General features: G+C 56.9%; 25 protein-coding genes and 2 tRNA genes. 11 read left to right on the top strand and 16 right to left on the bottom strand.

Annotated elements, in window-relative coordinates:
• Nucleotides 1-16 precede the first annotated feature (16 nt).
• A complete protein-coding gene (locus tag DYI20_RS02985) occupies nt 17-781 on the bottom strand; it encodes an SIR2 family NAD-dependent protein deacylase (protein ID WP_122548840.1) in 765 nt (254 codons plus the stop codon).
• 84 nt (nt 782-865) lie between these two features.
• Between DYI20_RS02985 and dnaG the strand changes: the two genes are divergently transcribed.
• From dnaG to DYI20_RS02970, 3 genes are all read left to right on the top strand, one after another.
• Nucleotides 866-2,737 (top strand): DNA primase, encoded by a 1,872-nt coding sequence (gene dnaG, locus DYI20_RS02980; protein ID WP_122548839.1) that lies wholly within the window; start codon nt 866-868, stop codon nt 2,735-2,737.
• An 82-nt stretch (nt 2,738-2,819) separates the two neighbouring features.
• Nucleotides 2,820-2,891: transfer RNA gene (locus DYI20_RS02975), tRNA-Asn, on the top strand.
• Between the two features lie 506 nt (nt 2,892-3,397).
• Nucleotides 3,398-4,864 (top strand): permease family protein, encoded by a 1,467-nt coding sequence (locus tag DYI20_RS02970; RefSeq protein WP_208392243.1) that lies wholly within the window; start codon nt 3,398-3,400, stop codon nt 4,862-4,864.
• Nucleotides 4,865-5,055: 191 nt separating this feature from the next.
• On the opposite strand, the gene DYI20_RS02965 is transcribed toward DYI20_RS02970, so the two are convergent.
• The 7 genes from DYI20_RS02965 to DYI20_RS02935 form a co-directional block, all read right to left on the bottom strand.
• Nucleotides 5,056-5,304 (bottom strand): hypothetical protein, encoded by a 249-nt coding sequence (locus DYI20_RS02965; protein ID WP_147472508.1) that lies wholly within the window; start codon nt 5,302-5,304, stop codon nt 5,056-5,058.
• A gap of 261 nt (nt 5,305-5,565) precedes the next feature.
• Nucleotides 5,566-6,498, bottom strand: a complete 933-nt coding sequence (locus DYI20_RS02960) for an NAD-dependent epimerase/dehydratase family protein (protein ID WP_122548836.1) — start codon at nt 6,496-6,498, stop codon at nt 5,566-5,568.
• A gap of 169 nt (nt 6,499-6,667) precedes the next feature.
• Nucleotides 6,668-7,852, bottom strand: a complete 1,185-nt coding sequence (locus DYI20_RS02955) for a ThiF family adenylyltransferase (RefSeq protein WP_183145585.1) — start codon at nt 7,850-7,852, stop codon at nt 6,668-6,670.
• 4 nt (nt 7,853-7,856) lie between these two features.
• Nucleotides 7,857-8,681 (bottom strand): thiazole synthase, encoded by an 825-nt coding sequence (locus DYI20_RS02950; protein WP_122548834.1) that lies wholly within the window; start codon nt 8,679-8,681, stop codon nt 7,857-7,859.
• A 4-nt stretch (nt 8,682-8,685) separates the two neighbouring features.
• The gene (thiS, locus tag DYI20_RS02945; RefSeq protein ID WP_199446204.1) at nt 8,686-8,922 is read right to left on the bottom strand and encodes a sulfur carrier protein ThiS; all 237 of its coding nucleotides are present in this window, start codon (nt 8,920-8,922) and stop codon (nt 8,686-8,688) included.
• Nucleotides 8,923-8,930: 8 nt separating this feature from the next.
• Nucleotides 8,931-10,124, bottom strand: coding sequence for a glycine oxidase ThiO (gene thiO, locus DYI20_RS02940; protein ID WP_122548833.1), 1,194 nt, complete (start codon nt 10,122-10,124; stop codon nt 8,931-8,933).
• On the bottom strand, nt 10,121-10,831 hold the full coding sequence (locus DYI20_RS02935) for a thiamine phosphate synthase (protein WP_208392244.1): 711 nt from the start codon (nt 10,829-10,831) through the stop codon (nt 10,121-10,123). Before DYI20_RS02935 ends, thiO begins: the two co-directional genes overlap by 4 nt.
• Nucleotides 10,832-11,175: 344 nt before the next feature.
• Between DYI20_RS02935 and DYI20_RS02930 the strand changes: the two genes are divergently transcribed.
• The 3 genes from DYI20_RS02930 (at nt 11,176) to bioB (ending at nt 13,887) form a co-directional block, all read left to right on the top strand.
• Nucleotides 11,176-11,796, top strand: a complete 621-nt coding sequence (locus tag DYI20_RS02930) for a hypothetical protein (RefSeq protein ID WP_146206459.1) — start codon at nt 11,176-11,178, stop codon at nt 11,794-11,796.
• 61 nt (nt 11,797-11,857) lie between these two features.
• Nucleotides 11,858-12,577: a GAP family protein gene (locus DYI20_RS02925; RefSeq protein ID WP_110098732.1), complete on the top strand. Its 720-nt coding sequence runs from the start codon at nt 11,858-11,860 to the stop codon at nt 12,575-12,577.
• Nucleotides 12,578-12,735: 158 nt separating this feature from the next.
• The gene (gene bioB / locus DYI20_RS02920; RefSeq protein WP_243857746.1) at nt 12,736-13,887 is read left to right on the top strand and encodes a biotin synthase BioB; all 1,152 of its coding nucleotides are present in this window, start codon (nt 12,736-12,738) and stop codon (nt 13,885-13,887) included.
• 1 nt (nt 13,888) lies between these two features.
• Here bioB and DYI20_RS02915 read toward each other — a convergent pair whose 3' ends face one another.
• Entirely contained in the window at nt 13,889-14,404 is a 516-nt protein-coding gene (locus DYI20_RS02915) for a GNAT family N-acetyltransferase (RefSeq protein WP_110098730.1), read from the bottom strand.
• Between the two features lie 146 nt (nt 14,405-14,550).
• On the opposite strand from DYI20_RS02915, the gene DYI20_RS02910 reads away from it, so the two are divergent.
• The 5 genes from DYI20_RS02910 to DYI20_RS02890 all read left to right on the top strand — a co-directional run bounded on the left by DYI20_RS02910 (nt 14,551) and on the right by DYI20_RS02890 (nt 18,447).
• On the top strand, nt 14,551-15,210 hold the full coding sequence (locus tag DYI20_RS02910; protein WP_110098729.1) for a hypothetical protein: 660 nt from the start codon (nt 14,551-14,553) through the stop codon (nt 15,208-15,210).
• 177 nt (nt 15,211-15,387) lie between these two features.
• Nucleotides 15,388-16,281, top strand: coding sequence for a phage holin family protein (locus DYI20_RS02905; protein WP_110098728.1), 894 nt, complete (start codon nt 15,388-15,390; stop codon nt 16,279-16,281).
• A 42-nt stretch (nt 16,282-16,323) separates the two neighbouring features.
• The gene (locus tag DYI20_RS02900; RefSeq protein WP_110101686.1) at nt 16,324-17,031 is read left to right on the top strand and encodes a CDP-alcohol phosphatidyltransferase family protein; all 708 of its coding nucleotides are present in this window, start codon (nt 16,324-16,326) and stop codon (nt 17,029-17,031) included.
• Nucleotides 17,032-17,148: 117 nt separating this feature from the next.
• A complete protein-coding gene (locus DYI20_RS02895) occupies nt 17,149-18,360 on the top strand; it encodes a glycosyltransferase (protein WP_110098727.1) in 1,212 nt (403 codons plus the stop codon).
• Between the two features lie 13 nt (nt 18,361-18,373).
• Nucleotides 18,374-18,447: transfer RNA gene (locus DYI20_RS02890), tRNA-Ile, on the top strand.
• A 293-nt stretch (nt 18,448-18,740) separates the two neighbouring features.
• Here DYI20_RS02890 and DYI20_RS02885 read toward each other — a convergent pair.
• From DYI20_RS02885 to DYI20_RS02850, 7 genes are all read right to left on the bottom strand, one after another.
• Nucleotides 18,741-18,998 carry a holin gene (locus DYI20_RS02885; protein ID WP_208392245.1) on the bottom strand — a complete coding sequence of 86 codons (258 nt, stop codon included), beginning with the start codon at nt 18,996-18,998 and terminating at the stop codon, nt 18,741-18,743.
• 6 nt (nt 18,999-19,004) lie between these two features.
• Nucleotides 19,005-20,015 carry an N-acetylmuramoyl-L-alanine amidase gene (locus tag DYI20_RS02880; protein ID WP_122548832.1) on the bottom strand — a complete coding sequence of 337 codons (1,011 nt, stop codon included), beginning with the start codon at nt 20,013-20,015 and terminating at the stop codon, nt 19,005-19,007.
• Between the two features lie 439 nt (nt 20,016-20,454).
• Nucleotides 20,455-20,811, bottom strand: a complete 357-nt coding sequence (locus tag DYI20_RS02870) for a hypothetical protein (protein WP_166769913.1) — start codon at nt 20,809-20,811, stop codon at nt 20,455-20,457.
• 91 nt (nt 20,812-20,902) lie between these two features.
• Nucleotides 20,903-21,217 (bottom strand): hypothetical protein, encoded by a 315-nt coding sequence (locus DYI20_RS02865; RefSeq protein ID WP_122548829.1) that lies wholly within the window; start codon nt 21,215-21,217, stop codon nt 20,903-20,905.
• A 13-nt stretch (nt 21,218-21,230) separates the two neighbouring features.
• A complete protein-coding gene (locus tag DYI20_RS02860) occupies nt 21,231-22,292 on the bottom strand; it encodes a hypothetical protein (RefSeq protein ID WP_122548828.1) in 1,062 nt (353 codons plus the stop codon).
• A gap of 60 nt (nt 22,293-22,352) precedes the next feature.
• Nucleotides 22,353-23,501, bottom strand: coding sequence for a Gp37-like protein (locus DYI20_RS02855; RefSeq protein ID WP_122548827.1), 1,149 nt, complete (start codon nt 23,499-23,501; stop codon nt 22,353-22,355).
• A complete protein-coding gene (locus tag DYI20_RS02850; RefSeq protein WP_122548826.1) occupies nt 23,501-24,484 on the bottom strand; it encodes a hypothetical protein in 984 nt (327 codons plus the stop codon). Before DYI20_RS02850 ends, DYI20_RS02855 begins: the two co-directional genes overlap by 1 nt.
• Nucleotides 24,485-24,494: the final 10 nt, after the last annotated feature.

Below are 24,494 nucleotides of genomic sequence, written 5' to 3'. Positions count from 1 at the left end.
GGCTACGCAGCATGGTCTAGTCGTGGGCCGGAACCAGCTGTGGCATGACCTCAGCTGCTGGCGCTCGCAGAATAATATCGGCCATTTCCGACAGCTCGGTTGGGGCCGGGTTGATCTCGATCAGCGTCGCCCTTGAGGCCGCCAACGGCAAAGACGCTGCTGGTTGCACCACCGAGGATGTTCCCACAGAGATGACGGCGTCGGCCTGTTGCATGGCGGTCAGAGCGTTCGCGAAATCTTGCTGGGGGAGCACCTCGCCGAACATCACAATGTCGGGACGCAAATACCCGGTACAGATCTCACACTCGAGAGGCTGGGCGAGTCGCTCGGGATCAGTTGGTGCCTGGGTGATTTGCTGTTGGGCCAGGATCTGCTCTAACGAAAACGGCGAGGGACGCTGACAGTCATGGCACCGGAATGTGGCGATTTGGCCGTGTAAGTGCGACAGAACCGTGGCACCCCCGCGTTCGTGGAGGTCATCAACGTTTTGGGTGATGACCCGAACATCGTGGAGCCGGCGTTGCATTTCGGCCACGGCTTCGTGGGCGGGATTCGGAGTAGCCTGGCGCATGGTCACTGCCTGATGCATCATCCAGGTCCATACCAGCTCCGGGTTGTAGTACATGGCCTCAACGGTGGCTAATTCTTGGGGGTCCCACTTCTCCCACAGGCCTTCCAATGGCTCACGGTAGGTGGACAGGCCGGATTCCTTGGAGATACCGGCACCGGAGAAAACGACGATGTGCTCGGCATCGGCCAGGACTTCACGTGTTTTTTCCATGACTAATTCTTGCACCTCTCCATGCTATCCACAGATGCTCAGCCGGTGGAGAACGCTGTCGGTCGTTGCTCCTAGACTGGTGCTATGGCAGGACTGATTAAGCGCGACACCATCGATGCGGTACGGCAAGCCACGGACTTGAAAGCCGTGGTGGAAGACTATGTCACGCTCAAGTCCGCCGGTGTGGGATCCTTCAAAGGCTTGTGTCCTTTCCATGACGAGCGGACTCCGTCATTCCACGTGCGGCCATCGGTGGGTACCTACCATTGTTTCGGATGTGAAGCCTCCGGGGATGTCTTTAGTTTCCTCATGGAGTTGGAACACACCTCATTTACCGAAACGGTGGAAGCGTTAGCGGCTAAAGCTGGCATCGAAGTCGCCTATCAGGACGGTCAGGGTCCAGACCGTCGCGAGGTCGGACAGCGCCAGCGTCTATTGGAAGCCCACAAGATTGCCGACGAGTTCTATCAGAAAACCCTGCAAACATCCCAGGCAACATTGGGACAGCAATTCCTCCAATCCCGGGAATTCACGGCTGAGGATGCCCAACGTTTCGGGGTTGGCTACGCCCCGGCCGGGTGGTCGAATCTGCTCGACCACTTGCACCGCCACGGATTTACCGACCAGGAATTGAAAGCCACCGGGCTGTTCTCAGAAGGACGTCGCGGTCTGTATGACCGGTTCAGAGATCGGCTGACCTGGCCGATCCGGGATCTGACCGGCGCCACCATTGGATTCGGGGCGAGGAAAATGTCAGACGAAGACCCCGGACCGAAATATCTGAATACCCCGGAGACTGCGTTGTATAAGAAGTCCCAAGTCCTCTACGGGCTGGATATCGCCAAACGCCAGATCTCTCAGCACCGTCAGCTCGTGGTGGTGGAGGGCTACACCGATGTGATGGCAGCTCACCTTGCCGGCGTGGACACCGCTGTCGCCACCTGTGGAACCGCATTCGGGTCGGGCCATACCAAAATTGTGCGCCGGCTGATCAGCGATGACCGCAGTGGTGCCGAAGTGATCTTCACGTTTGACGGCGATGAAGCCGGTCAGAAAGCAGCGTTGCGGGCCTTTGAAGAAGACCAACAGTTTCAAGCCCGCACTTTCGTGGCCGTAGAACCCTCGGGTATGGATCCTTGTGACCTGCGTGTTAACAAAGGAGACCACGCTCTGCGGGAGCTCATTGACTCGAAGCGGCCATTATTCGAATTTGCCCTCAACACGACGCTGAAGCGGTTTGATCTTCAGAGCGTGGAGGGTCGTTCCCAAGCATTGCGAGCCACAGCCCCCATTCTGGCTGGCATTAAAGATCCCATCATGAAAAAGGAGTACGCTCGAGATCTTGCTGGAAAACTGGGGCTAGAACTCACCGATGTCGACCAAGCGGTTCGTACCGAAGAACGTCGCCTCCAACAACACCAAAAAGAACACTCGGCCAGAGTATCCCAGCCGGGGCAACAACGGCAGGTAGGTGCGAACCTCCCGGTAGCAAGTCACCCCGATCTTAGGGATCCTGTGGCCAGAATGGAAAAAGGCGCGCTAGAGGTCTTGCTCCAGTACCCGGAGATGCTCTCCCAAGAGCAATGGGAAGCGTTCTACTCCTCTGTCTTTAGAGTGCCGGTCTTCGCAGCGATCCAGGCGGCCATCATTACCACAGGATCAACGACCGAGAGTTTGAACGGCTGGGTTGAAAAAGTCTCTGAGGAAGTGCCCGCTGCCTTGCGTCCCATGGTCGCTGAGCTGGCCGTGACAGCCTTACCTGCAACGAATGAACACGATGTCGTTCTCTACTGCCGCGACATCATGAACAGTCTGTTTGAATTACAGATCACCCGTCGCAAAGCTGACCTGCTAGCCCAGCTAAATCGAGTGGGCGACAATGACGACGAGTTCCTGAAAATCAATCAGGAACTGATGCAACTCGAACAGCGTCGCCGGGCCATCAGAGGCCACTAAGACCCCCAGCCTCACAGATTAGCCGATGTCACCTCGATTTCACACTTCGGATTTCTTCTGCTAAAGTGATTATCCGTTGCTTTCCTCCATAGCTCAACGGCAGAGCATTCGACTGTTAATCGAAGGGTTGCTGGTTCGAATCCAGCTGGGGGAGCTGTGAGGAAACGTCCCCGTTCGGAACTCCCGGGCGGGGACGTTTTGCGTTAAAGGTTCCCTCCCCCAGTAACTGGGCACAACCAATGCCGTAAGCAACTACTAGCACCCTGCAACCGTCTGAGACGCTATCTTGAGACCGAACAAGGTGGGCTAGTGCGCCTTAACTGTTTATATCTCGAGTTCTCAGGGGGCGGGCTAGGTATTCGGCCACCGACGATGGCGTGCCTTCTCACGAGGTCGTTATCGGGGTGCGGACGCCTCTGGCCCCAGGCCAAGCCAGATCGATTTGAGTAGTACCTCACAGTGCTGGCAGTAATTATCCGTACCACGGTAGCAGGAACTAGAATCAGACGTCGTCGAGGTCCGTGGAATCGTGTGGTTCAGTGCCCCTGATTCTTCAGGACCTCGAAGTCTCTCAGGATACAAATACACCCACTGCGAAACCCGATCTCGCCTCACACCCATTCCGAAGAGCGGCGTTTCGTCATGGCATAGAGGAGTTATATGATGACGCGTCGATATGCGAAACCGTGGAAGGCGGGACCGTTTGACGTTCGGCTACCCTTCTTGCACTACCGATTTGAATGGCGAGACTACACGCAGGGTCTCGTAATGTGTGCGGTTGACCTCTCCGCCATTCCGTTGATGACCGAGCTGCTCGAAATGCCGTTTGAGGCTGCGCTTGCGATCGTGATTCTCAACGGCTTGCTCTACCTCACCCATCACATGCTCGGTGACCCGGTCGTCCCTGGCTGGATCACCCCAGCGATTCCACTGTTGGCGCTATATCTTGAATCGTTCCCAGTGGAACAGCGGGTCCATGCGCTGGTTTCGTTCCAGCTGGTGTTGGGGGTGCTGTCGCTGACGCTGGGTGTCACGGGGCTCGCCTCAAAGGTGGTGCGATTCGTGCCGAACGCACTGCGCGCCGGCATCGTCGTCGGTGCTGGACTAGCAGCCGTGCAGGGAGTCTTCTCCGCGGGCGGGCAATTTGAGGACTTCCCTTGGACGATCACTATCTGCGTCGGTATCGCATTTTTCTTGTTGTACTCAAAACACTTCCAGATGTGGCAACGTAAATCCGGGGTCCTGGCTTTCATCGGTAGCCTCGGCATTCTGCCCGCCATGCTCCTGGCTGTGGTTATCGCTCCGCTGTTTAACGAAGTACCTTGGCCTGAAGTCGAGTGGGGTTTCAGCACCCCTGATTTCAACACGCTATTCACTGAATACACGGTGTTTGGTCTGGGTATGCCACCGATCGGGATGTTCCTCACTGCAATTCCCACGGTGCTGGCTGCCTACATCGTCGTCTTCGGCGATGTCCTGCAGGCACGCGCTGTGCTGGACGAAGCAAACGTGGTGCGTACCGATGAGAACGTTCGCTATAACCCCAACCGTGGGCACCTGATTTTCGGTGGTCGAAACGTTTTGATGAGTATCTTCGGGCCCGACACCGCGATGTGTGGTCCGCTTTGGGCTGCCATGCACGTGACAACTTCGGAGCGGTACAAGAAGGGCCCGAAGGCGATGCAATCGATTTTCAGCGGGGCGGGTTCGTTCCGGTTGGGAACGAATACGGGTCTTTGGCTCTTGCCGATCGTGACGTTGATGGAGCCGGTGCTCGGGGTCGCACTGGTACTGACCCTGCTGGTGCAGGGCTTTGTGTCAATTCGAGTTGGTATTACCGAGGCACGCTCGAAAACCGACCTTGGTATCGCTGGGGTGACCGCAGCAATTCTTGCCACCATGGGAGCAAGCTGGGGCTTTGTGGCAGGTATCATTCTGTGCCTGCTCATCTACACGAAGGACTTCTTCAAGGGAGAAGATGACGGTCTCTTTGCGGAGCCTTCGCCCCATGATGCCTCGGACGAGTTTGCTGCTGAACAGCAGCAGGCCAGCACTGAGGGAGGGGAACCTGGCCAGACTGAGACTAAGCGGGCACCGGAGGATGGTTCGGAACCGGGCGGCCGTTAGATGAGCACGGAGAAAGCGCCCGCCCGTTAGTGGTGGGCGCTTTCTCGTGCGTCGAACCTGCGTCTGCTTCAGCCGGAGGCCAATACAACGACAATGAAACGTCCTCGTCCGGAGCACTGGAACGAGGACGTTTCAGGTTGAAATTTTCTGGTGCTTGCTTCGTGGCGATCTCGGACGTGGACTGTGCAGTGTCATCGGTCTCTCATCAGGGCCCCGATCAGTCCGGAACGGCACGCTGTGATCAAGATCCATCCGGCTGAGTAGAGGACAGCATGGCCCCATGCCGGATATTCAGCACCGGTTGAATAGATGATGGTGAATCCTGCCAAGAAAAACAATCCCAGCTGAAGCAGAGTCAACAGCGTCGAGATAGGGCGAGTCCCCAACAGTGCAAAGAGCGTGATGGCACCCAAAATGACCAACGCGATGAACGGTCCCATGGTGATCACTTCCTTGTGGTAGCGGTCGGTATCGGTAATGAACCGTTGGTCCTTTCATTCGTACGGAAAACCACGGACAACATAAAGTTGTGGTCGACATCTCACCCTGAAATTTTGAGATCGGTGTCGATCATGGCGACATTCGCCTCACAATGGGGCCGGTCCTGACGGCATCATGCCTCGGGCCCCTCCTGACTACCGAGGACAGGCCCGACGAGAAACAGACAGGGCGGGTGCTTCAGGTGCTTGAGGAAGGCCGCGTCAGTCTTGTTGCGACTGTCGCTCGTCCACCATATCGCTCAAGGTTTCTTCCAGTGGACGAGGCTCGAACCCCAGCTCACGGCGGGCCTTGGCATTTTTGAAACGGTTTCCTGAGCTCAGGGTATAGAGAGAATACTTGGTAAATAGCGGGGGCCGTCCGAAGAGACGCGCGACACCTTTGACCGGCACCGCTGTTGCCCGAGCCACCCACAACGGCAATGTCAGGGGGTCACGTCGATCGACCAAGTTGGTGACAATCCGTCCGAGTTGACGCAGGCTCATGTAGCCACCGGTTGCCAGATAGGGTCCCGAACCGGTGCGACAGGCTTTGACCACGCAAGCGGCCACGTCACGCACGTCGACCATGTCATAGCCACCTTTGACCACCACTCCCAGTTCTCCATCCACCAGGCGTTGCACCAGTGTCGTCAGGTTTGTTGCCCCGGGATCGTTCGGGCCTAACAGCCCTGAAGGATGAATGATGACCCGATCGACGTCATCAGCTTCCATGACAAGGGCCGCTGCCTCGGCTTTGGTTTTGGCATACCCACCGAAGACGGTGTCGGGGTCGAACGACTCCGGTTCTTCCATCACGACGCCGGTCGGAGCCTCGGTGAGGGCATGAACGGACGACACATACACCAGACGAGCCTGGTGACGACGCGCCGCTTCCAGGATATTGGCGGTGCCTTCGACGTTGACGGCTCGTACCTGCGGTTTCACCTGGTCTTCAATAGTCACCATCGCTGCGCAGTGGATGATGACATCGCAGGGCCCGATGGTTTGCTCCACGTCCTGGGCATCGGTGATATCGCAATCGTTGGCATCCGCTAGCGCGGTGACTTTTTCCCCGGCTGTTTCCAGCTGGGAAACGACGTGGCTACCGAGGAAACCCCCGGCGCCGGTAACAGTAACGTGGAGAGGCTGATTCATAAGTTGAAGCTGACCTGATACTCGCTCTGACTATGATTTTTCCCGTCACATATCGGCATTTTTCGCGCCAAACATACCGCCGAGTAGTCAGGTCGTCCGAGATAATGCTTGGGGATAGATAGCTTGTGAGGTGATACCACCGGCGCTGATGTCTCGTGTGCCGGGCGATTCAGCCCGAGACTCCTCCGGGAAGGTTGATCAGTGTGACCCCGTGTGCTTGTGCGAGTGATGCGTAGGCCTCAACAAACCGCTGACTGCGTTTGCCAGAAGCGCAGTACGCGACGATGTCTGCTTCGCCGTGACGGGAGAATAGATCTCGGACCTGCGGGGCATCTTGTTCAAGTGTGCCGTCTGGCAAAGTCAACTCCGACATTGCCAGGCGGCTGGAGCGACTGTGTGGTCCTAGCGCTGCGAGATTGTCCAGCAAGGTTTCGTGGTATTCGCGCACGTCCAGCGCGACAGCGTCTCCTTGCGAAATGCGGTCCAACAGTCGCCGGCGTTCAGAGGGGGTACGGGTGTGGGCATCGCCGTCCGGGCACACAGTTTTTGATCTGCAGGTGCTTGGGGTCGTACCAAGCTGTTCTGCCGTGACTGGGTTGCGTTGCGGATCTGCCATCACGTTAAAGGTGCTGGTGGTGGCGTTCAATGCGTCATAGGACAGTACGGAGCCGAGCAGTGGGCGACCGATGCCGGTGAGCACCTTAATGACCTCGGTTGCGGCTAAAGAACCCATGACTGCTGTGGTTGCTCCTAAGACACCTGCAGAAGCACAATCCGGTATGGCGTCTCCACTTGGTTGGTTTGGAAAGAGATCCCTCAGACCTACTTTTCCCGTCTGAAAGACGGAAAGCTGTCCGCTGTATCGCAGTACTGTCGCCCAGACCAGCGGGGTGCCGGTGATCTCGGCTGCATCGGCGACCAAGTACTTGGTGGCAAAAGTATCGGAACCATCCAGTACGACATCGACGTGCGCCAAAGCATCGAGAATATTCTCCGCAGTGAGACGCTCGCGATGTTCTTCGACTCTGATGTCCGGTTGCAAACGACGGAGCTGTTCGGCAGCGACGGTGACTTTTGGTCGGCCCGTGTCGGCTGTGCTGAACAATATCTGCCGGTGCAAGTTGGTGATATCGACGGTGTCGTCGTCATACAGCACGATGGTGCCGACCCCGACTGCTGCCAGCGATTGCATAGCGGGGCTACCGAGTCCGCCAGCACCTACAACGAGCACCTTAGCGTCATGAAGGCGTTGTTGCTCGGCGGGCCCGAAATCGGGAAGATTCAGGTGGCGAGCGGTGCGTCGTTGCTCCTGAACTGGCAGACTACGAAAAGGCTGGGGACTGTGCTCGGTCATCACACTAGAGCATCTCTTGTGCCCAGTTCTCATCCCACCGGGCAAGGCCTTCGAAGGTCGAACTAGCCAGAGCGCCTTCGGCATGGTTGCGGAGGGGGATCCGGCCGGCCTCCCGGGCCAGGCGGCCGGATTCCACCGCACGTTTCATAGCTTGTGCCATCGTCACCGGATCTTGGGAACGATTGATAGCGCTGGCTAAGAGCACACCGCTACAGCCAAGTTCCATGGCCAGCGTTGCATCTGAGGCGGTGCCCACACCTGCATCCAGAATGATCGGAACCTGGGCGCGGGCACAGATCAGCTCAATATTATGGGGGTTAAGAATTCCCAGCCCTGTTCCAATGGGAGACCCGAGCGGCATTACCGCAGCGGCTCCGGCGTCCTCGAGTCGTTTGGCCGCCACGGGGTCATCACTGGTGTAGGCCAGAACCTCAAACCCATCAGCCACGAGCATCTCGCAGGTGTCGACCAGTTCGACAACATCCGGTAGCAACGTGCGATCATCGGCAATCACTTCGAGCTTTACCCAGTTCGTCCCTAAAGCCTCACGTGCCAGCTGAGCGGTAAGGATTGCGTCTTTAGCCGTGCGACATCCGGCAGTATTGGGCAACACCGCAATGCCGAGTCGTTCCAATAACGTAAAGACGCTCTCGCCGCGGTTGCTTGACGGAGTATCGGCGCTGTGTGACGTGCGATAACGACGCATAGCAACTGTGGTCAGCTCTGTGCCACTGGCGACCAAGGATTTTTCTAACAGCTCGTGGCTCGTCGCACCGCCGGTCCCCATGATCAACCGGGAGTTAAAAGACCGTCCTGCAATCTCCAACATGTGCTTAACCACCTTGCACGGCAACGAGTAGGTCGATGTCGTCACCATCGCTGACTTGCTGTGATTCCCATTGGCTCCGCGGGACAACAGTGCGATTAAGTGCGACCGCGATGCCTTGTGCATCCGCTGTAGCTGCGGCAGTTGCCCCGGATGAAGATGTTTCGTGGTGCACAATATCCGCGATGCTCAGCGGAGTAGTGCTGGTGCGTTGTTCCTCGTTGACCGTATACAACACGGGCATATTCTCCTTTACAGGTACCGTTCCAAGGCACAGGCACTGATGTCAATGCCTACCTTATCCGTTGCGTCGTTCCGTGCAAATTTTGAAGTGTCTTGGGTTAACCCTAGGGCCACGTTGGCCTGTCCGGCGAGCGCAGAGAGTAAAATCCCGTGGCGGAAATAACCGGTCGAGATGATCACGTTGGACCCGACCGTGCCCAGCAGCGGGAGATCGTCCGGGGTGGCCGGTCGAGCCCCAGCGAGGGCCTCGATAAATTCGCACTCCTCCAGCCCCGGTACGATACGAATCGCATCCCGCAACAGCGCATACACCCCATCGACGCCGGCACGGGTGCGGTGATCTTCTCGGCTGGTGGCGCCCACGGCAACCGTGTGATCGGTGCGCGGAATGACGTAAATAGGGCGGTCCTCGACGAAACCGCGAATGACGCGATCAACTGGGGCCGGCTGGTCGTTTGGAACCGCCAAACGCACTAGGTCGCCCCAAACCGGGCGCAACGGCAAGACGGGCACACCGGCGATATGCTGGGCGCCTAGGCCATTGCAGACATAGACGCTCCCACTGACCTCGACGACATCATTGGTGGACAGGCGCACCGCGGTACAGCGCGCCGAGTCAAAGGTCAGTGCCGTTGCCCGTTGCTTTATCAGTCGCACCCCGGCTTCTTGGAGTACCTGAAGCGATGCCACACAAAACAATCGTGGATTGACCTGGTGATCTCCCGGGATTTCCACTGCCCCCGCCAACTGCGGGGAAAGTCCCGGCTCTAAGGTCCGGGCCTGGCGTGTGGTGATGCGGCGGACGTCCATGCCGTGGTGGGTCTGATGCGCTTGGAGCTCAGATACGTGGGCCGCATCGGCCCGATCAGCGGCGACAACTATCGTGGATTCGGACCGATATCCTGTCGGCAGTGTGGTGCGTTCCCGGATCCAGTCCACCACCTGTGGCCAGAGTTCAGCCGAACGCGCCATGAGCGGATACAGCTTTTCTTGTCCATATTGGACCTCCGCCACCGGGGCGAGCATGCCTCCAGCCACGCGGGAGGCACCACTGATGGGGTGGGCGTCGACGAGCGCGATGTCTTGAGCGGGAACCCCGTGGCGTAACAACTCGATTGCGGTTGTCAGCCCAATAATGCCGGCACCAATGATGAGGTGCCCAACGGGGGAGAGAAGGCGGGTAGCGGAGGCGTTCGTCGTCATCGGGTGATCCCCCGGGTTGCAAAGGCCTGGTTGACTTCCTGGGCAACGGCCGCGGGGTCTTCAGCCTGCATGAAGCCTCGTACAATAGCGACACCGGCGACCCCCGTGGCGGCCAAATCGCCCGCATCCTCGGCGCGCACGCTACCGATGGCTACCACCGGAACTCGGCAGGCCTCGACGAGTGCGGGATAACCCTGTAGCCCTAAGGGTTCGCGTCCGGAGTCCTTGGTAGGTGTTGGGTGAAAGGGCCCAGCGCCCACATAGTCAATGACATCGGCATACTCGTTGGCCTGTTCAACCAGTGGCAGTGTGCCGGTGGTTAGTCCGATGATGGCTTGAGGCCCCAAGACCCGCCGGGCGAGTCTGGGGTCCAAATCATCTTGGCCTAGGTGTACTCCGTGAACATGGTGGTCTGGCATCAGCGCGACTGCGATATCGACGCGATCATCGATGACCACTTTGGTCTGCGGGTTGACCTCTTCGACCGCAACTGCAATGTTGACCGAAAGCCGGGTCAGGGCACGGACGCTAATCGGCTTACTCCGAACCTGTACGATGCCCGCGCCACCAGCAACCGCGCGCCGAGCAATATCCACGATCGCTTCTATTTCAGCTTCATCTGGCTCGGGAGTGGGGTGGGGCACGGTTCGTCCGGTCACGAAGTAGCACTCCAGGAAGCTCTCGTTCGGGTGTTTGCTTTGATCCAACCGCTCGTTCCTTCAGATCGATCCGGATGTCGCTACCCCATACGACTGTGGTCTCAGACACTTTAAAGACTACCGCAACGGATCAGCGCGGAACAAGGGACGGACTGGCTGATGACGATACGGTGTCGCCTCGAGGTACTACTCTACGCTGAGCCCGGCACACGAGAGCACTCTGTGATGAACCCGGCTCGAACTGAAGAAGAGATTCGAGGGGTTGACATCAAACGATCCCTGTGGCGTTATGTCAACCAAGAAGTTATTCAGATATGTCATGTTTTTGAGATGACAGAGAACTCGGAGAGGAAGTGATGATGAACCGACCCGAGATTGAACCAGAACCGAGGATGAACCAACCCAGGATCGAACCAGAACTGCTGTGGGAGGAACGGTTCGGGGATCCGATCGTGATGCAACGCAAACACGATCGGTGGCAGGCCCAACAGGACGCATGGGACGAGGATCCCAACGTGTGGCAGAACCCGTTGGAGGAGACCCCGTATCTGCAGTCTCTGGTGGAGATGTACCACGAGGAGACAGTGGACGGGGAGTTTCCGTCGGTGCTGGATCGGGCACTGGAACTTCCGAGGTTTCAGGACGTGACCGAGGAATTCAGGAACTATCTGAAGGCGATCGTGATCAGCCACGAAGTACAGTTGCGTCGGGAACGAGTGCGACCGTTCAAGCTGGAAGAGATGGAGAGACAGAGCTTGAAGTGGCAGAAGGAGACGATGATGCAGTTGGACGTGTTGATGCGTCGGGCGTTCGACTGGATGAAGTCTCAGGGGATGGACCCGATGCCAGGCCACGAGACGATGCCAGTAGTGATGAACGAGCAGATGTATCAGAGAGCACTACAGCGTCAGAAGGAACACCAACAGGTCTCACCGAGTAACAGAGTCAGAGAGCAGAAGAACACTGCCGACGAAACCTGGGGGATGGTAGGTAATGAACTCGGTATCGCGTGAGTCCTGTACCCGGAGCTCGTTCTGAACTGTTCCGCTGACCTGATTGGTATATTCGCCCTTGATGTTGCTCCTCGTGATTGGTGGCCTCGCGCTCTTAGACTCCACGGCTTTCGGGACACTGCTCATTCCGGTGTGGTTGACGATGGCACCGGGACAGTTCCGCTTTGGTCGTATTGCGACCTACCTAGCTGTCGTGGCGCTGAGTTACTACGCGATTGGTCTGGCCCTCCTATTAGGTGCTGACGCTCTGTTTGCTCGGTACCGGTCAGTATTTGAATCGGAGGGGTTCTCTTGGATTCTGGTGTTCATCGGGGCCCTGGCTGTCATGATTGGGGTGTTTCTGATGTGGCGTGATCGCCGAAGAAACCGCGTCCGGAAGGCGCCGAAGCGAGGCCCAGGCGTCTTGCGGAGAATCAGAGACCACATCATGCAGTCCGAGAGTTCGGGGTTGAAATCGGCGTCCTTAATGACAAGCCTCGCTCTGACAGCAGTGGTTTTGGAGGTGGCCACCATGCTTCCCTATCTGGCGGCGATCGGCATCTTGGTCGCTCAGGAGCTGAGTCTGTGGCAATCGGCTAGTCTGCTGGCCCTGTATTGTGTGGTGATGATTATGCCAGCCTTACTGCTGGCGCTGGGGCGGTGTTTTTTCCCGAAGACAGTCTCCGGGCCCCTGACGACGCTCGACGAGTTACTTTCTGAACAGGCGACATCCTCCAGCGCGGGATTTACCGCAATTTTCGGTGTCGTTATCGCAGGAATTGGTATCTTTGAGCTGCTTTAGCGCCAGATTTCGCCACAGGTGAGCGGTGGAGGCAAGCGTGCCGTTTGTGTGAGGAGGTTGACATTTCCTGAACAGTGTTCAAGGATTGAACAGTGTTCAACTACGGATTACTCGCAGACCGCGTTGAAAACGGTGAAGTCATTTCCGCTGACGACGCGATGGAAATTTTGACCAGTCCAGATACTGACTTGATGGAGCTCGTCAGCGCTACGAGTCGCTTGCGCAGAAAGTACTTTGGCAACCAGGTCAAGGTCAACTACCTAGTGAACCTGAAGTCTGGTCTGTGCCCTGAAGACTGTGGTTATTGCTCACAGCGTTTGGGGTCAGATACCGAGATTCTCAAGTACTCCTGGCTTGATGCTGATGAAGCACGGCGACAAGCTGAATTCGGGCTCGCCGGTGGAGCATCGCGCGTGTGCTTGGTGGCCTCCGGACGCGGGCCTTCGAATCGAGACATTAAGAAGGTCTCTGGGATGGTAGAGGACATCAAATCGGCCAATCCCGGTGTTGAGGTGTGTGCCTGCTTGGGCTTCCTCAAAGACGGGCAGGCGGAACGATTGAAAGAAGCAGGAGTAGATGCCTATAACCACAACCTCAATACCGCTGAGTCACATTACGGCAATATCTGCACCACTCATACCTTTGCTGACCGCGTTGATACTGTCGGTAAGGCCCGAAATGCTGGATTGTCACCGTGCTCGGGTCTGATTGTGGGTATGGGCGAAACCAATGAGCAGATCATCGAAACCATTGAGTCGCTCCGGGACGTCGACTCAGACTCGATTCCGGTCAACTTCCTGATCCCCTTTGAAGGCACCCCTCTTGCAGGGACCAATTATCTCACCCCACAGCAATGCATGCGCATCCTGTGCGCGGTGCGGTTTATGTGTCCTGACCGCGAACTGCGGATCGCGGGTGGTCGAGAAATGCACTTGCGCTCGCTACAGCCACTATCGCTCCATGTGGCTAACTCATTATTCTTGGGAGACTATCTCACCTCAGAGGGGCAACCGGCTGAAGAAGATCTTGACATGATCGTCGATGGCGGATTCTCTATCGTGGGCACTGAAGATGCACAACAATTACGTGACGAGCTCAAAGCACACCGTGCTGCGCATCTGGCTGCTGTATCAACCGATCCCCAGCCGGCTCAGAAGGTCAACGAATCTGTGGCTACGGCGGCGTCGGAGTCCTTGCCTTGCGGTAAACCGCGTCCCACGGTCACAGGCCACGAGACAGACCCCGACGGTGTGTTGATTCCGTCGATCCGGTTGCGGGGAGCTGGGACTGACTACGCGCCGAATGCCTAATTTACGCCTCTGGCCGGTTGGAATCCTGCGAAGTTCCGTACGATTGGAGTGCGGGGCCATCGAGCCGGAAGACGTGCCAGCCATCCATGGGGTAGGCCCCGAGGTGGCGGTAGAAATCAATGGAGGGTTGGTTCCAGTCCAGCACTGACCACTCGACCCGGCGGTAACCGCGCGCTACGGCAATACTGGCCAGATGCTGTAGTAGCGCCTTGCCGTATCCCTGGCCACGGTGTTGTGCACGCACGTAGAGGTCCTCGAGATAGATTCCGTGCGTCCCCTCCCACGTGGAATAGTTCAAAAACCATAATGCGAATCCAGCTAGCCGGCCGTCGCTGGGACCGGGCGCGTCAACGACGTGGGCGAAAATGGCAGGGTGCGGGCCGAAAAGATGGACTTGCAACTGCTCGGCAGTATTGCGGACGGCATCAGGCTCTTTCTCGTACACGGCAAGGGCCTGGATCATCTGAAGGATTTCGGCGGTATCTTGCGGACGCGCGGGGCGAATCGTTGGGCTCATGAGTGTCAGTTTAGGCCTCATACGCATCAATTCTCATAGCCTTCTCACAAACTCTCGATACGTTCAGACTCATCAGCCGGGGGAATAGCATCCTCGGGTCAAAACAGAATCACGACGAGATGTAATCCCGCAAGGAGGAGATTCTGATGATGACAACTACCACTACCCGCCATGTCACCACTGTTCTGGGGCTTAGCGTTCTGGGACTGGCCACGCTGACAGGTTGCTCGACCGAAGAACAAGGTACCGACACTTCAGCAAATGCCCCCGCTGAGCAGAGCGCAGACTCTGGGACCGAGGCGAACAACCAGAATGCTGGTGCCGACGCTGATGGCCAGGTGGAAGAAAACGACCAGTCAGACAGCGATGATCAGGATGATGACGCTAGTAGTGCCAACGACTCAAACGGTACCGCGGAAAGCGAGGACGCGGTCTTCGGCGTGATTGATGCGGCACTGAATGAATATAGTGATGGGGTGGTCATTGCAGTGGATCGCGAGGACTCTGGTGCAAGCTATGAAGTTGACGTAGTTTCTTCGGGTGCTCTTTATGAGTTGGTGATCACTCCAGAAGGTCAGGTCACCGAGACCGAGCAAGACGACGGCGATGACGACGATACGCAGAAAGCCGAACAAGCCACGGTCACCGCGGCTGAAGCAGCTCAGCAAGTCCTTCAGGGACGCGATGATGAAGCGATCGTCGACGAGCTGGAATTGGATGAGGACGATGACCAATTGCGGTGGGACGTTGACCTCGACGACACCAATGGCCAGGATCTTGCTGAAGAGACGGTGCCCGCTAACTAATCTGGTCATTGTGTGAATTCCCCCAGGCATTCAAGCCCAAGGTGTGAAATACTGAGAGAAACACGCTGAGTAGACGTTTGGTGCACCGACGAGGGCCCGATGGTTCTCGTCGGTGCACCGGTCATGATAGTTTGTTGCTGGTACTGAACACCTCCCGTGGAGAGTAGGAATTTTCGAATGGCTCAGAAGAGTGCCCCGACCGTCTCAGATCAGACTCGGTCCAGCTCGCTGATGGATCTGGCCACAACTGGCTCGCGCCTGGTGCCGAAACAGTTAAAGGACAACCTCCAACTACTAAAATCTCATGCCACTTCCAAAGGTGTGACCATCGGGGTAGGGGCCGGATTTGCGGTTGTCGGCCTCTTGTTCCTGTTTATCACCATCGTGGCCTTGATCGTGGCAATGATCGGAGGCTTTGCTACTCAAACCAATATCTGGGTTGCGGCACTCTGGACCGCTCTGGGAGCCTTCGTTCTGACTCTGATCCTGATCGGTATTGGCGCTTGGCGAATCATGGCTGCGATGCCTCTTGTTCCCGCTGACCTGATTCGCGGGGTCAAGCACGACATTGGATACCTCACGGAAGGTAACGCATTCGACCCAGTGGAGTTCGATCGCCTCGAGGCCGAAAAGGCCGAGCAGAAGAAGATCGATAAAGAGCGCGAGAAAGAACTCATCAAGCAGGCGCAGAAGGAACAAAAAGCCGCGATCAAGCGCGGTGAGGCACCTGAGGGCATTCCTGATATCAAGCCCAGCGATGACGAAATCCGCCACCGCATGGACTTGCGTCGCCGTCACCTCGGTGACATTCGCTCCGGCCTGAATGAGAAGACTGACGTCAAAGCCCAGCTGGCGACCTTCACCGACCACGCCCTGGGGCGCGTCGATTCGGCTACCCGTGCAGAACAGTTGCGTCCGGTTTCTTCCTACTCGACCGCGGCAGCAGCAGGCGAGAAAGTCAACGACGCAGGTGAATTCGTCAAAGACCGCTGGGCTCCATTGACTCTGCTGGGTGCTTCGGTGACTACTTTCGCTGTCTTAGTCCGTCGTCTGAACAAAAAGAAGGACTAACCCTGTGGCTCTTACCACCCGATGGAGCTCAGGACCGTCCTGATGCGACTGATTGGTGCAGGTACCCGCGACGATATTGACTATGTTGTCACCGACCGGTGGCTGACCATACCCAATATCATCACCTTTGTCCGGTTTTTGCTGGTGCCGGTCTTTGTCTGGTTGCTGGTCATTGATGAGTATGTCTGGGCATTCATCACTTTGGTGGTGTTGTTCTCCACCGACTGGATTGACGGATATTTAGCACGGCGACTGAACCAAATTTCCACGGTTGGAAAGTGGCTGGATCCGGTGGCCGACCGCATCGGGATTATCATCGTCGTGGTGTCGGTGGCACTGTCTGGTTTCGCTCCGTGGTGGTTAGCACTCAGCCTGATTGTGCCAGACCTGTTGCTGGCTATCCTGATGGCGTTCTTATTTCTGGGTAGCCCAGAACTTGAGGTCACAGTGCTGGGCAAGGTTCGCACCGCGTTGCTGATGATTGGTATCCCGGCCCTGGTCCTGGCCCAGGGAGTCGCTGAGTCTAACTGGTTGAACCTGATTGCTTACGTCTTTTTGATCCCTGGTAGTGCCGGTCACGTGTTGGCCGCGGTTGACTACGCCTGGCGAGGTATTCAAAAGTACAACTCGTTACGCTCCCAGAACATTAATCCGCGCCACCGTCGAAGCTGGTCCATGGCTTATACTCACGAGCCGAGTGAAGACCTCAGCCACGGACTGCACGAACGAGGTAGCTCGGCATCCGACTAAAAAAGGCGATTCGGTTGAGAACCGCCTTGTTGTCTGCTTCCATGACAGTCGTGCAACGAGTTGATATGTTAGCTAGCAAATATTCCCGTTGCCTATCCCGCATACCAAAGGAAGCTTGTGCCCGTACCTGAATCCGGCCCGCTGACCCTCCTGATCGCTGCCGATACCTATCCGCCAGACGTCAACGGGGCCGCAACCGTATGTTTCCGTCTTGCCACTGAACTGCATCGGCGCGGTCATCATGTCCACGTGGTCTCGGCCCGCAACGAGGCGGGGCCTGACACGGTCCAGTACCGCGACGAGGCAACCGTGCACCGTCTGAAGTCGTGTCCGGCGCCGACCCACGAAACCTATCGGCTGGTTTCGCGATCGCATGCGGGACAGGCGATTGGGGCGCTTTTGGATGAGATCAAACCTGATGTTGTACATGCGCAGTGCCACTACATGATCGGTGAGGCAGCGATCTTACAAGCTGAGAAGCGGCGGATTCGTACCGTGTGCACCAATCACTTTATGCCGGAGAATTTGGACCCCTTCCTTCCGTTTCCGCAGTGGTTCCGTAATATTGTGTCGAAGAATTCCTGGCGCGATATGGGACGACTAATGGGTAAAGCCGTCGCCGTGACAACACCGACCCCGCTGTCAGCTCAAACGATGCGCGAGCGAGCGGGCCTAGATTTGGTGCTACCGGTTTCTAACGGCATTAATGCGGCAAAATATCAGCTTGCCGAGGGCGAAGAAATCCCCAAAAACCCATACCCGACGGTGTTGTTTGTCGGCCGGCTGGCCGTGGAGAAGAATATTGATGTGCTCCTGCGTGCGCTGAGCCATACTGGACCGGAGATTCATGCAGAAATCGTCGGTGACGGTGAGCAGCGGTACCGGTTGTGGGATCTGGCTGAGTCCCTGGGGGTCGATGATCGGGTCCGGTTTTTGGGTCATCTTAGTGATGAGGAACTGCGAGTCGCTTATTTGCGGGCCGATGCGTTCTGCCAACCAGGAACAGCTGAATTGCAGTCTTTGGTCTCTCTGGAGGCGATGAGCGCACAGAAGCCGGTGATCCTGGCCAACGCGTTGGCGCTCCCACATTTGGTCAATGAAGGAGAGAATGGGTATCTGTTCACTCCTGGCGACGCTGGAGACTTAGCGGATAAGTTGCAACGGGTTTTACTGGCAGCTCCGGCCGAACGCCAGAAGATGGGCGAGCGCTCGTATCAGATCGCATTGCGGCACTCTGAGTCCGCTAGCGTTGATGTGTTGGAAGCACTGTACCGTGGCGCCACCCTTGAAGAAGCAACTCAGTTGCTCCCCGAAGCTACGCTACGATAGATTCTTGAGCCTTGGGGCGTTAGCTCAGTTGGTCAGAGCAGAGGACTCATAATCCTTTTGTCGTGGGTTCAAGTCCCACACGCCCTACAGTGGCTACTCCCGCGGGGTAGCAGGGAACCCGCCAGATTTTGGGTCTGGCGGGTTCTGTGTTTTCGGGGTACTGGGTGGAACCACAGGTGGAACAAGCAATTTGGACGGCTGTTCTGGACGGGGAAAAAGGGGGCAGGATGCGGTGTCCAAACAGACTAACTCTCGACCGCGAGCACACACGGTTATATGTTCGCTGGCATAACCCTTTTTAAGACAAAAAAAGGGGGCCGCCCCACCTACCCAATGAGTAAGCGAGGCGGCCTAAACCGTTGTCGCAGGATCACCCGAGCCTATACACCACGGCCAGAGTCCAGCGACGCATCTTTCGCGGTGTTGTCAGCATTACCCACAGCGGTAGCAATGGACAGGAACGTTGCTAGGGCTGAGACGCTCAGCGCGGCCAGCCACGGCGCGTCAAGAATACCGGCCGAGATACCGACAGCGTCAGCGCCGACCCCGGCAACCAGGACCGCAACAAAGGTTTGAAAAAACGTTTTAATTGCCCGGTCCAGGGCGCCCTTCCAGAAAGCTTTAGTCCAAATAGTCACGTTGTGCTACTCCTTTCGCTCTTCCTGTTCGCGCTCTTCGTCCTGGCCAGCGCTAACAGTAAGGGTGACGTCAGCCTCTAAACTGCCAAGCGCGTCCGAGACACCCTTCTCGGCGGCCTCACGGACTTCTTCAAGGTTGATTTTCTTACCCGCCGCGAGCGCCTCAACCGCTTTCAGCAACCCTTCACGTTCACCCTGTGCGGCCATCACTTGCCGATGGGTTGCCCGAACGAACGCGTAAATATCAGTGTCGGTGAGATGGTTTTTGTAGGACCAGACTTTACGGCCAACCGTGTCAGACAGGTTCTCTAACAGGCGGTGGGTCTTGCGCAAGTATGCGTAGGTGTCCCAATCCTCGTTTTTGCCCTTGTACAGCCATGCTTGCTTACGCTCTTCACGCAGGACTTGTCTCAGGTCATCTTTAGTTGCCATGTCGAACCATGATCCCTTCTTCGTCGATGGTGTTGCTGTTGGGGTAGTTGTTGGTGTTTTCCAGTAGCCACGTTTGACTGCGTTACGGAACGTGGTCATGTTGAAGGTCGGGTCCACTTTACGGCCACGCGGGACCGCCGCCTCCTTATGGCCAATGACCCGTGACATGTCCAAACGGAATTCTTTGCACAGCTCAGCACAGAGTTTCACGTAAGCGTCCATTTGCGCCGAGCCCCATTGTTCGCCGCGACCGGTATTCTCAGCCTCAATACCGATACTGTAAGAGTTCGTGTAATTCGTGTGGCTGACTTTGCCCGCGTGATTTGCCCGGCCGGCGGCAATCACATAAATTGTTCCGTCACGACCAAGCCCATAGTGAGCCAACGGCCCTGGGATGCCCGGCCGACCATCCCGGACCACACCCAGGGACGGATAGTTCCCGTTTCGTGGCCCGGCCGTGTGGTGGCACATGACCGAGCGGGCACCGGACATTTGCCCGTACCCTCGTCGCTTCCAACCCTTGACCTCGACCACCGGGTAGCCAGTCTTTCTGGCGACCCGCGCAAGGCCCGTGTACATGACCATTTTTGTCTCCTTCGTTCGGCAGAAAAAAACGACCACCACACAGGATGGTCAGAATGAATCGTTGATGTACCGCATGTCACGTCCAGGAACAGGCAAACCCGCGCATCATTCAATCAACGAGGGTCCCGTGGTGGCCGGTTCGGAGGCGGCGGCGGCTTCCCCAACCAAATGTGCTCCTGGAGTAGACTGATCCAAGCCGCGTCAACAGCACGATCAGCTTCCAGATGTTTCACTTTCGCTTCGAGCGCGTCCACGCGGGCCAGGATTTTCGTTGTGAATGCGTCCCAGTTCGCTGTTGCCGCTTTCGCGGCTTCGACCTCATTCCCAGATTGACCGGTCCTAGCGGAGGCTCTGGCCGAGTAGATGCCAGCGACTGTCCCACCGAGACCGGTCCCTCCAAGAAGAGTGATGAGGAGAGTCAACCAGCCTGAGTCCACAGTCACCTCCGATGTTGTGCAGCGTGTTTCTTTGCGAGCGCTCTGAGCGAAAGGAGCCGAGTGCCTAGCCCGACCGCGAACGCCGTGAGAATACACGCTTGTGGCCCACGCGTGATTGTTTCGGGCACGTCGGCCCAGACAGCGGCCGCGTAAATGCCAACTCCTGCGATGAGCAGTGGGAGTACCGTTAGCTCGACGCGCCATTTCATCAGCAACGCCGCGACGGCCGCGACGGACGCAAGGAGTAGGAGGGCTCCCCAAACGAAGGTTGATGTTGTTCCGATGATGCCCTCAATCGTCCTCGGCGGTGTGAGGATCACCCATGTGCCTGCGGTGAACATGAGGACGTAGGTTGCCACGCGGGAGAGTGCTTCACCGCGTGTTGGTGCGCCTTCTGACATTGGTTCCGGCCTCCTCTCCGGCCGTGGTGGTGACTTTCCCCGCCGCGCATCATGGTGTGTCGGGGTCGTGTTTTTTCCAGGCAGTCTTGCAGTGTCCAGGCGTGCACACGTTGATGGGGAGCTGCGACACGAATGTTTCCCCGTCCTTCACAGTGGTTTCTCCGAGCGCGAACGCCTCATCAATGGGCGGGGTGTGGGTCCATTCGTCTGCTGGCTCGCGCGCGGCCCCGTTCAGTCGTGCTGTGAGCAGCACGTCATTGATGTCGCGTGCGAGCGCTTCCCGGTTTTGACGTGTCACAAGTTCGTTTTCCAATTGGTGCATGAGTTCGTACATTTCCTCATTAGTCAAATCAGAAAAATCCATGAAAATGTGCTCCTTACGCGCCGAGCGGGTAGCTGACACCATCAAACGTCAGAAACGAAGGGTTACCGATCCTGCCGGTCCCGTTGATGAAAATTTCCCCATCGGCGTTAATGCGAATGTCAGGACGGTTAGTTGAGCTTGCTGACCTGACGTCCAGGAAGCAGGTTTTAGCTGGCGCGGCCCTTCTGTGCACGGTTGCGATATTGCGGCCAGCGATCCAAACACCACGCCGGACCGTGCCCTGCAAGTGAACGACCCCACGAGAAATAGTGCCCTTGAGATTCCCAAATTCACGATAGTTTTCCCAGTTGTTCTGCAAATAGGTGACATCGAACTTATCGTCTTGAAGAATTGATATCCATCCATGACCACTGCGGTTGGTGTACAGGTCTGGGACACCGCCGTTGCCCTTCTGGTGGTTGATGACCACCGCGAACGTCCCGTACTCCACGCTTGTCGGTTCTGGCAGATCGTTGTACCGCCACACGTTGATTACATGCCCTAGCCAGGGCTTGTGCTGCTGAGTGGTGGCCTGCGTCAAGAGCTGGTTTGGTTCGCGTCGCAGCGTGTACAGGACAATGTGTTTCCTGCCGTGCGTTGTTGGTAGTTTGTTGGCGTGTACTTCGACGCTGATTGGGCCGGCTTCTTCTTCCTCACGACGGGGATCATACGTCAGCGCCAGATAGTAGGTTGTCGGTGTGGTCACGGGCGGAAAACTCACCGGCATGTCTTCGAGTTGCGTATGGAAGAATCCCTCGATGGCGGCTTCTGACCTGCCTGTGGCATTTGAAGTTCGGAGCATCATCTGGTTCTTGGCATTGGTTTCAGCGTCACCGCCTGGCAGCCTGGTGAGCCGGTATGGTGATTGTGCCCCTTCTGCGTCATGCTGGACAAACACGCCTGTCCCAGCTGCGCGGCTGATTTGTTGGAACATCTCAGATGACACTCCCTGCCCAACGACCGGGAATGAATATTCCTGTTCACCAGGCGGCTTATAGTAGGGGGTGACAAGCTCTGAAAGTCCATCGATTCGTTCGTCTTGAATGATGTCATATGGGGATGGCATTTCAGTCATAGGTGCTCCTTGTTTAAACAAATAACCCGCCCAAGTGAGCGGCTAGGGGAGTAAACGCGGTTAGTTGTTTTGTGTGCGGCGTAGTTCGGCGCGTAACTCTTTGATCAGCTCACGGACTTTGCCATCGTTCGCGTCGGGTTCTTCCATGACCGGACCAACAGATACCTTGTATGTGGTGCCGCCTTTGTCCCAGTTGAGCTCCACCCGCTGTAACGTGTCCTGGATGTTAGTCTTATCCGTCAACTGCACGGTGATCAGATCGCCCCTGGTGAAGTCCCGCCCGTATTTGAGATTGCCCATCATGGACGTGTCAATGGTGATCGACTGCTTCTCCACATGATCAGCTAGGGTGTCTTCCCCGGCCTTGATGAGTTCTTTGGCTTCTTCGGTGTCGCGCCGGTCTTGGAATAAGAGTGTTTTGACTTCCCAATCGGTCTGATCGGATTCGACCAGTCTCAGCATGCGGCCTGTGCCTTCACCTTGGCCTGCGACCAGCACGCGTGACGCCGTGGGAGCTTCGAGAGAATACGAGTATTGCTCGACGCTGCCATTGGCCTCACGCAACCTGATGGATCGGCGGTAGTCGTTGGGTTTGCGTACACCAAACCGGATCTGCGAGGTCTCATGGTCCAAGTACGAGAAAAACACGACACCGGAGTTCTTGCTGACCGCTTGCAATTCCTCAAGCAGATTCTGGAAGCGGGAATTGATCGTGACCCTCTTACCGCGACCCTCAGGCAGGTCCACGATGATCGGGTTCCGATTCTCAGCACGCGGCGCGTTTTGGCTCACATGCAGTCTCACGGCGTCTTTGATGACCGTTTCGGCTGGCCCGGTTTCACGGTAGTAAGGTCGCACAGTCTGTGACTCCGGTGCACGGTTCGGACTCGGTAGTGTGATCATCCCGTGCACGTAGGACAGGTGGCACTCGAAATGCAGCTCAATATCTTTCAACCCGCTGGTATTCGTTTCAACATATTGTTTGAGCTTACCCGCGATCAACTGATCTTTGCCGTCGTAGACGGCCACGTGCCCGCCCTCTAACCGGTAGCGGGGGTCAGTCTCAAACCGCCGCCACAATGGGCTATTGCCGTTCACGTCAAGCACACCGGTAGACACCGCGTTATTGCGGATCACCGCGCTACCACCCAGGATCGGGATCCGCCCAAGACGCTGCAAATCCCGGTTATAAAAGTCAGCGTGGATCACTAGCTGCCACCACCGATCGCATGAAAAAACGCCTCACGATACCGGATCAAAATCTCCGACTGCTGATTAGCGCCAACCATCGACACGTGAATATGGTTCCGGCCAGGATGCAACGGGAAGAAGTCATCATCTCCAGGGTCGATACGATCCCAAATTGGCGTCCCATCAGCCAACGTTATGTCTTGTTCTTGCGGTCTGGTTTGAATCAGGATTGGTTCATCAACCCTGCCATGCACAAAAATGCGTTCCCCCTGCGCGTTCTGGATCAACAAATCCTCACCAAGTGGGGTAACAACAGCAGACCAATACGCCGGCGCATCACCAGCCACCTGGAGTTCATATTCGCCTTGGACAACTGAGCCACCGATACGCACCGGGAAAAACGGGAACTCATACCCGTTCGGATCAGGCTTCGCCGTAATGAACTTCTTCTCAATGTTGCCCAGACGACGCCGCAACTCACGCACCTGCCCATACCAAAACGGGTCAAAAAACTGCGCCGTGATCCCGACCGTCCACCACCAATAATTATGACGCGTAGGATCAGTGATCTCCGTGGCCATCAACTTCCGGGTGCGCGTCCCCTGCGAGTACGGGTCAAACACGATCACATCAAAAAACCGTTTCTGACCAGGCTGCACAATCTGGACTAGCCGGTCAAACATCTGAGGCAACGTCGAAGGCACCGGCGTGTGTAGGTGGATCGGCAAAAACATGTCACCAGCCTCCAACCGGGCATGCCTGAACACCGACCCACCAGACGCCAACTCAGCGGCCTCCACCGACACCGGCGCAACACCAAGGCCCTCAACATCCTTCTTAAGGAAATACCCCTCACGCCGCTGGTTGTGGTGCAACCGGATACCAGACTCCATCGGCTCACCAGACGGCTTGATCGACACCACAGGCGGCTTATGATCCCTGCGATCACCCCGCGGCGACTGGAACACCGGAGGCATCAACGCGCTCTCACGAAACGGCATAACGAATAAC

This window comes from Auritidibacter ignavus, from assembly GCF_003703835.1.
GTDB lineage: Bacteria > Actinomycetota > Actinomycetes > Actinomycetales > Micrococcaceae > Auritidibacter > Auritidibacter ignavus.
The sequence above is the reverse complement of the archived record's forward strand: the minus strand, read 5'-3'. Positions and strand labels throughout refer to the sequence as shown.

What these genes read in the sequence shown, in the direction of transcription:
- DYI20_RS02905 (WP_110098728.1), top strand. Translation starts at nt 15,388, where the DNA reads ATGGCTCAGAAGAGTGCCCCGACCGTCTCAGATCAGACTCGGTCCAGC.
- DYI20_RS02955 (WP_183145585.1), bottom strand. Translation starts at nt 7,852, where the DNA reads ATGACCGAGCACAGTCCCCAGCCTTTTCGTAGTCTGCCAGTTCAGGAG.
- DYI20_RS02860 (WP_122548828.1), bottom strand. Translation starts at nt 22,292, where the DNA reads ATGACTGAAATGCCATCCCCATATGACATCATTCAAGACGAACGAATC.
- DYI20_RS02950 (WP_122548834.1), bottom strand. Translation starts at nt 8,681, where the DNA reads ATGTTGGAGATTGCAGGACGGTCTTTTAACTCCCGGTTGATCATGGGG.
- thiS (WP_199446204.1), bottom strand. Translation starts at nt 8,922, where the DNA reads ATGCCCGTGTTGTATACGGTCAACGAGGAACAACGCACCAGCACTACT.
- DYI20_RS02985 (WP_122548840.1), bottom strand. Translation starts at nt 781, where the DNA reads ATGGAAAAAACACGTGAAGTCCTGGCCGATGCCGAGCACATCGTCGTT.
- DYI20_RS02865 (WP_122548829.1), bottom strand. Translation starts at nt 21,217, where the DNA reads ATGGATTTTTCTGATTTGACTAATGAGGAAATGTACGAACTCATGCAC.
- DYI20_RS02925 (WP_110098732.1), top strand. Translation starts at nt 11,858, where the DNA reads ATGTTGCTCCTCGTGATTGGTGGCCTCGCGCTCTTAGACTCCACGGCT.
- DYI20_RS02910 (WP_110098729.1), top strand. Translation starts at nt 14,551, where the DNA reads ATGATGACAACTACCACTACCCGCCATGTCACCACTGTTCTGGGGCTT.
- DYI20_RS02970 (WP_208392243.1), top strand. Translation starts at nt 3,398, where the DNA reads ATGATGACGCGTCGATATGCGAAACCGTGGAAGGCGGGACCGTTTGAC.
- bioB (WP_243857746.1), top strand. Translation starts at nt 12,736, where the DNA reads ATGGAAATTTTGACCAGTCCAGATACTGACTTGATGGAGCTCGTCAGC.
- DYI20_RS02965 (WP_147472508.1), bottom strand. Translation starts at nt 5,304, where the DNA reads ATGGGACCGTTCATCGCGTTGGTCATTTTGGGTGCCATCACGCTCTTT.
- DYI20_RS02850 (WP_122548826.1), bottom strand. Translation starts at nt 24,484, where the DNA reads ATGCCGTTTCGTGAGAGCGCGTTGATGCCTCCGGTGTTCCAGTCGCCG.
- DYI20_RS02960 (WP_122548836.1), bottom strand. Translation starts at nt 6,498, where the DNA reads ATGAATCAGCCTCTCCACGTTACTGTTACCGGCGCCGGGGGTTTCCTC.
- thiO (WP_122548833.1), bottom strand. Translation starts at nt 10,124, where the DNA reads ATGACGACGAACGCCTCCGCTACCCGCCTTCTCTCCCCCGTTGGGCAC.
- DYI20_RS02900 (WP_110101686.1), top strand. Translation starts at nt 16,324, where the DNA reads ATGCGACTGATTGGTGCAGGTACCCGCGACGATATTGACTATGTTGTC.
- dnaG (WP_122548839.1), top strand. Translation starts at nt 866, where the DNA reads ATGGCAGGACTGATTAAGCGCGACACCATCGATGCGGTACGGCAAGCC.
- DYI20_RS02930 (WP_146206459.1), top strand. Translation starts at nt 11,176, where the DNA reads ATGAACCAACCCAGGATCGAACCAGAACTGCTGTGGGAGGAACGGTTC.
- DYI20_RS02880 (WP_122548832.1), bottom strand. Translation starts at nt 20,015, where the DNA reads ATGGTCATGTACACGGGCCTTGCGCGGGTCGCCAGAAAGACTGGCTAC.
- DYI20_RS02915 (WP_110098730.1), bottom strand. Translation starts at nt 14,404, where the DNA reads ATGAGCCCAACGATTCGCCCCGCGCGTCCGCAAGATACCGCCGAAATC.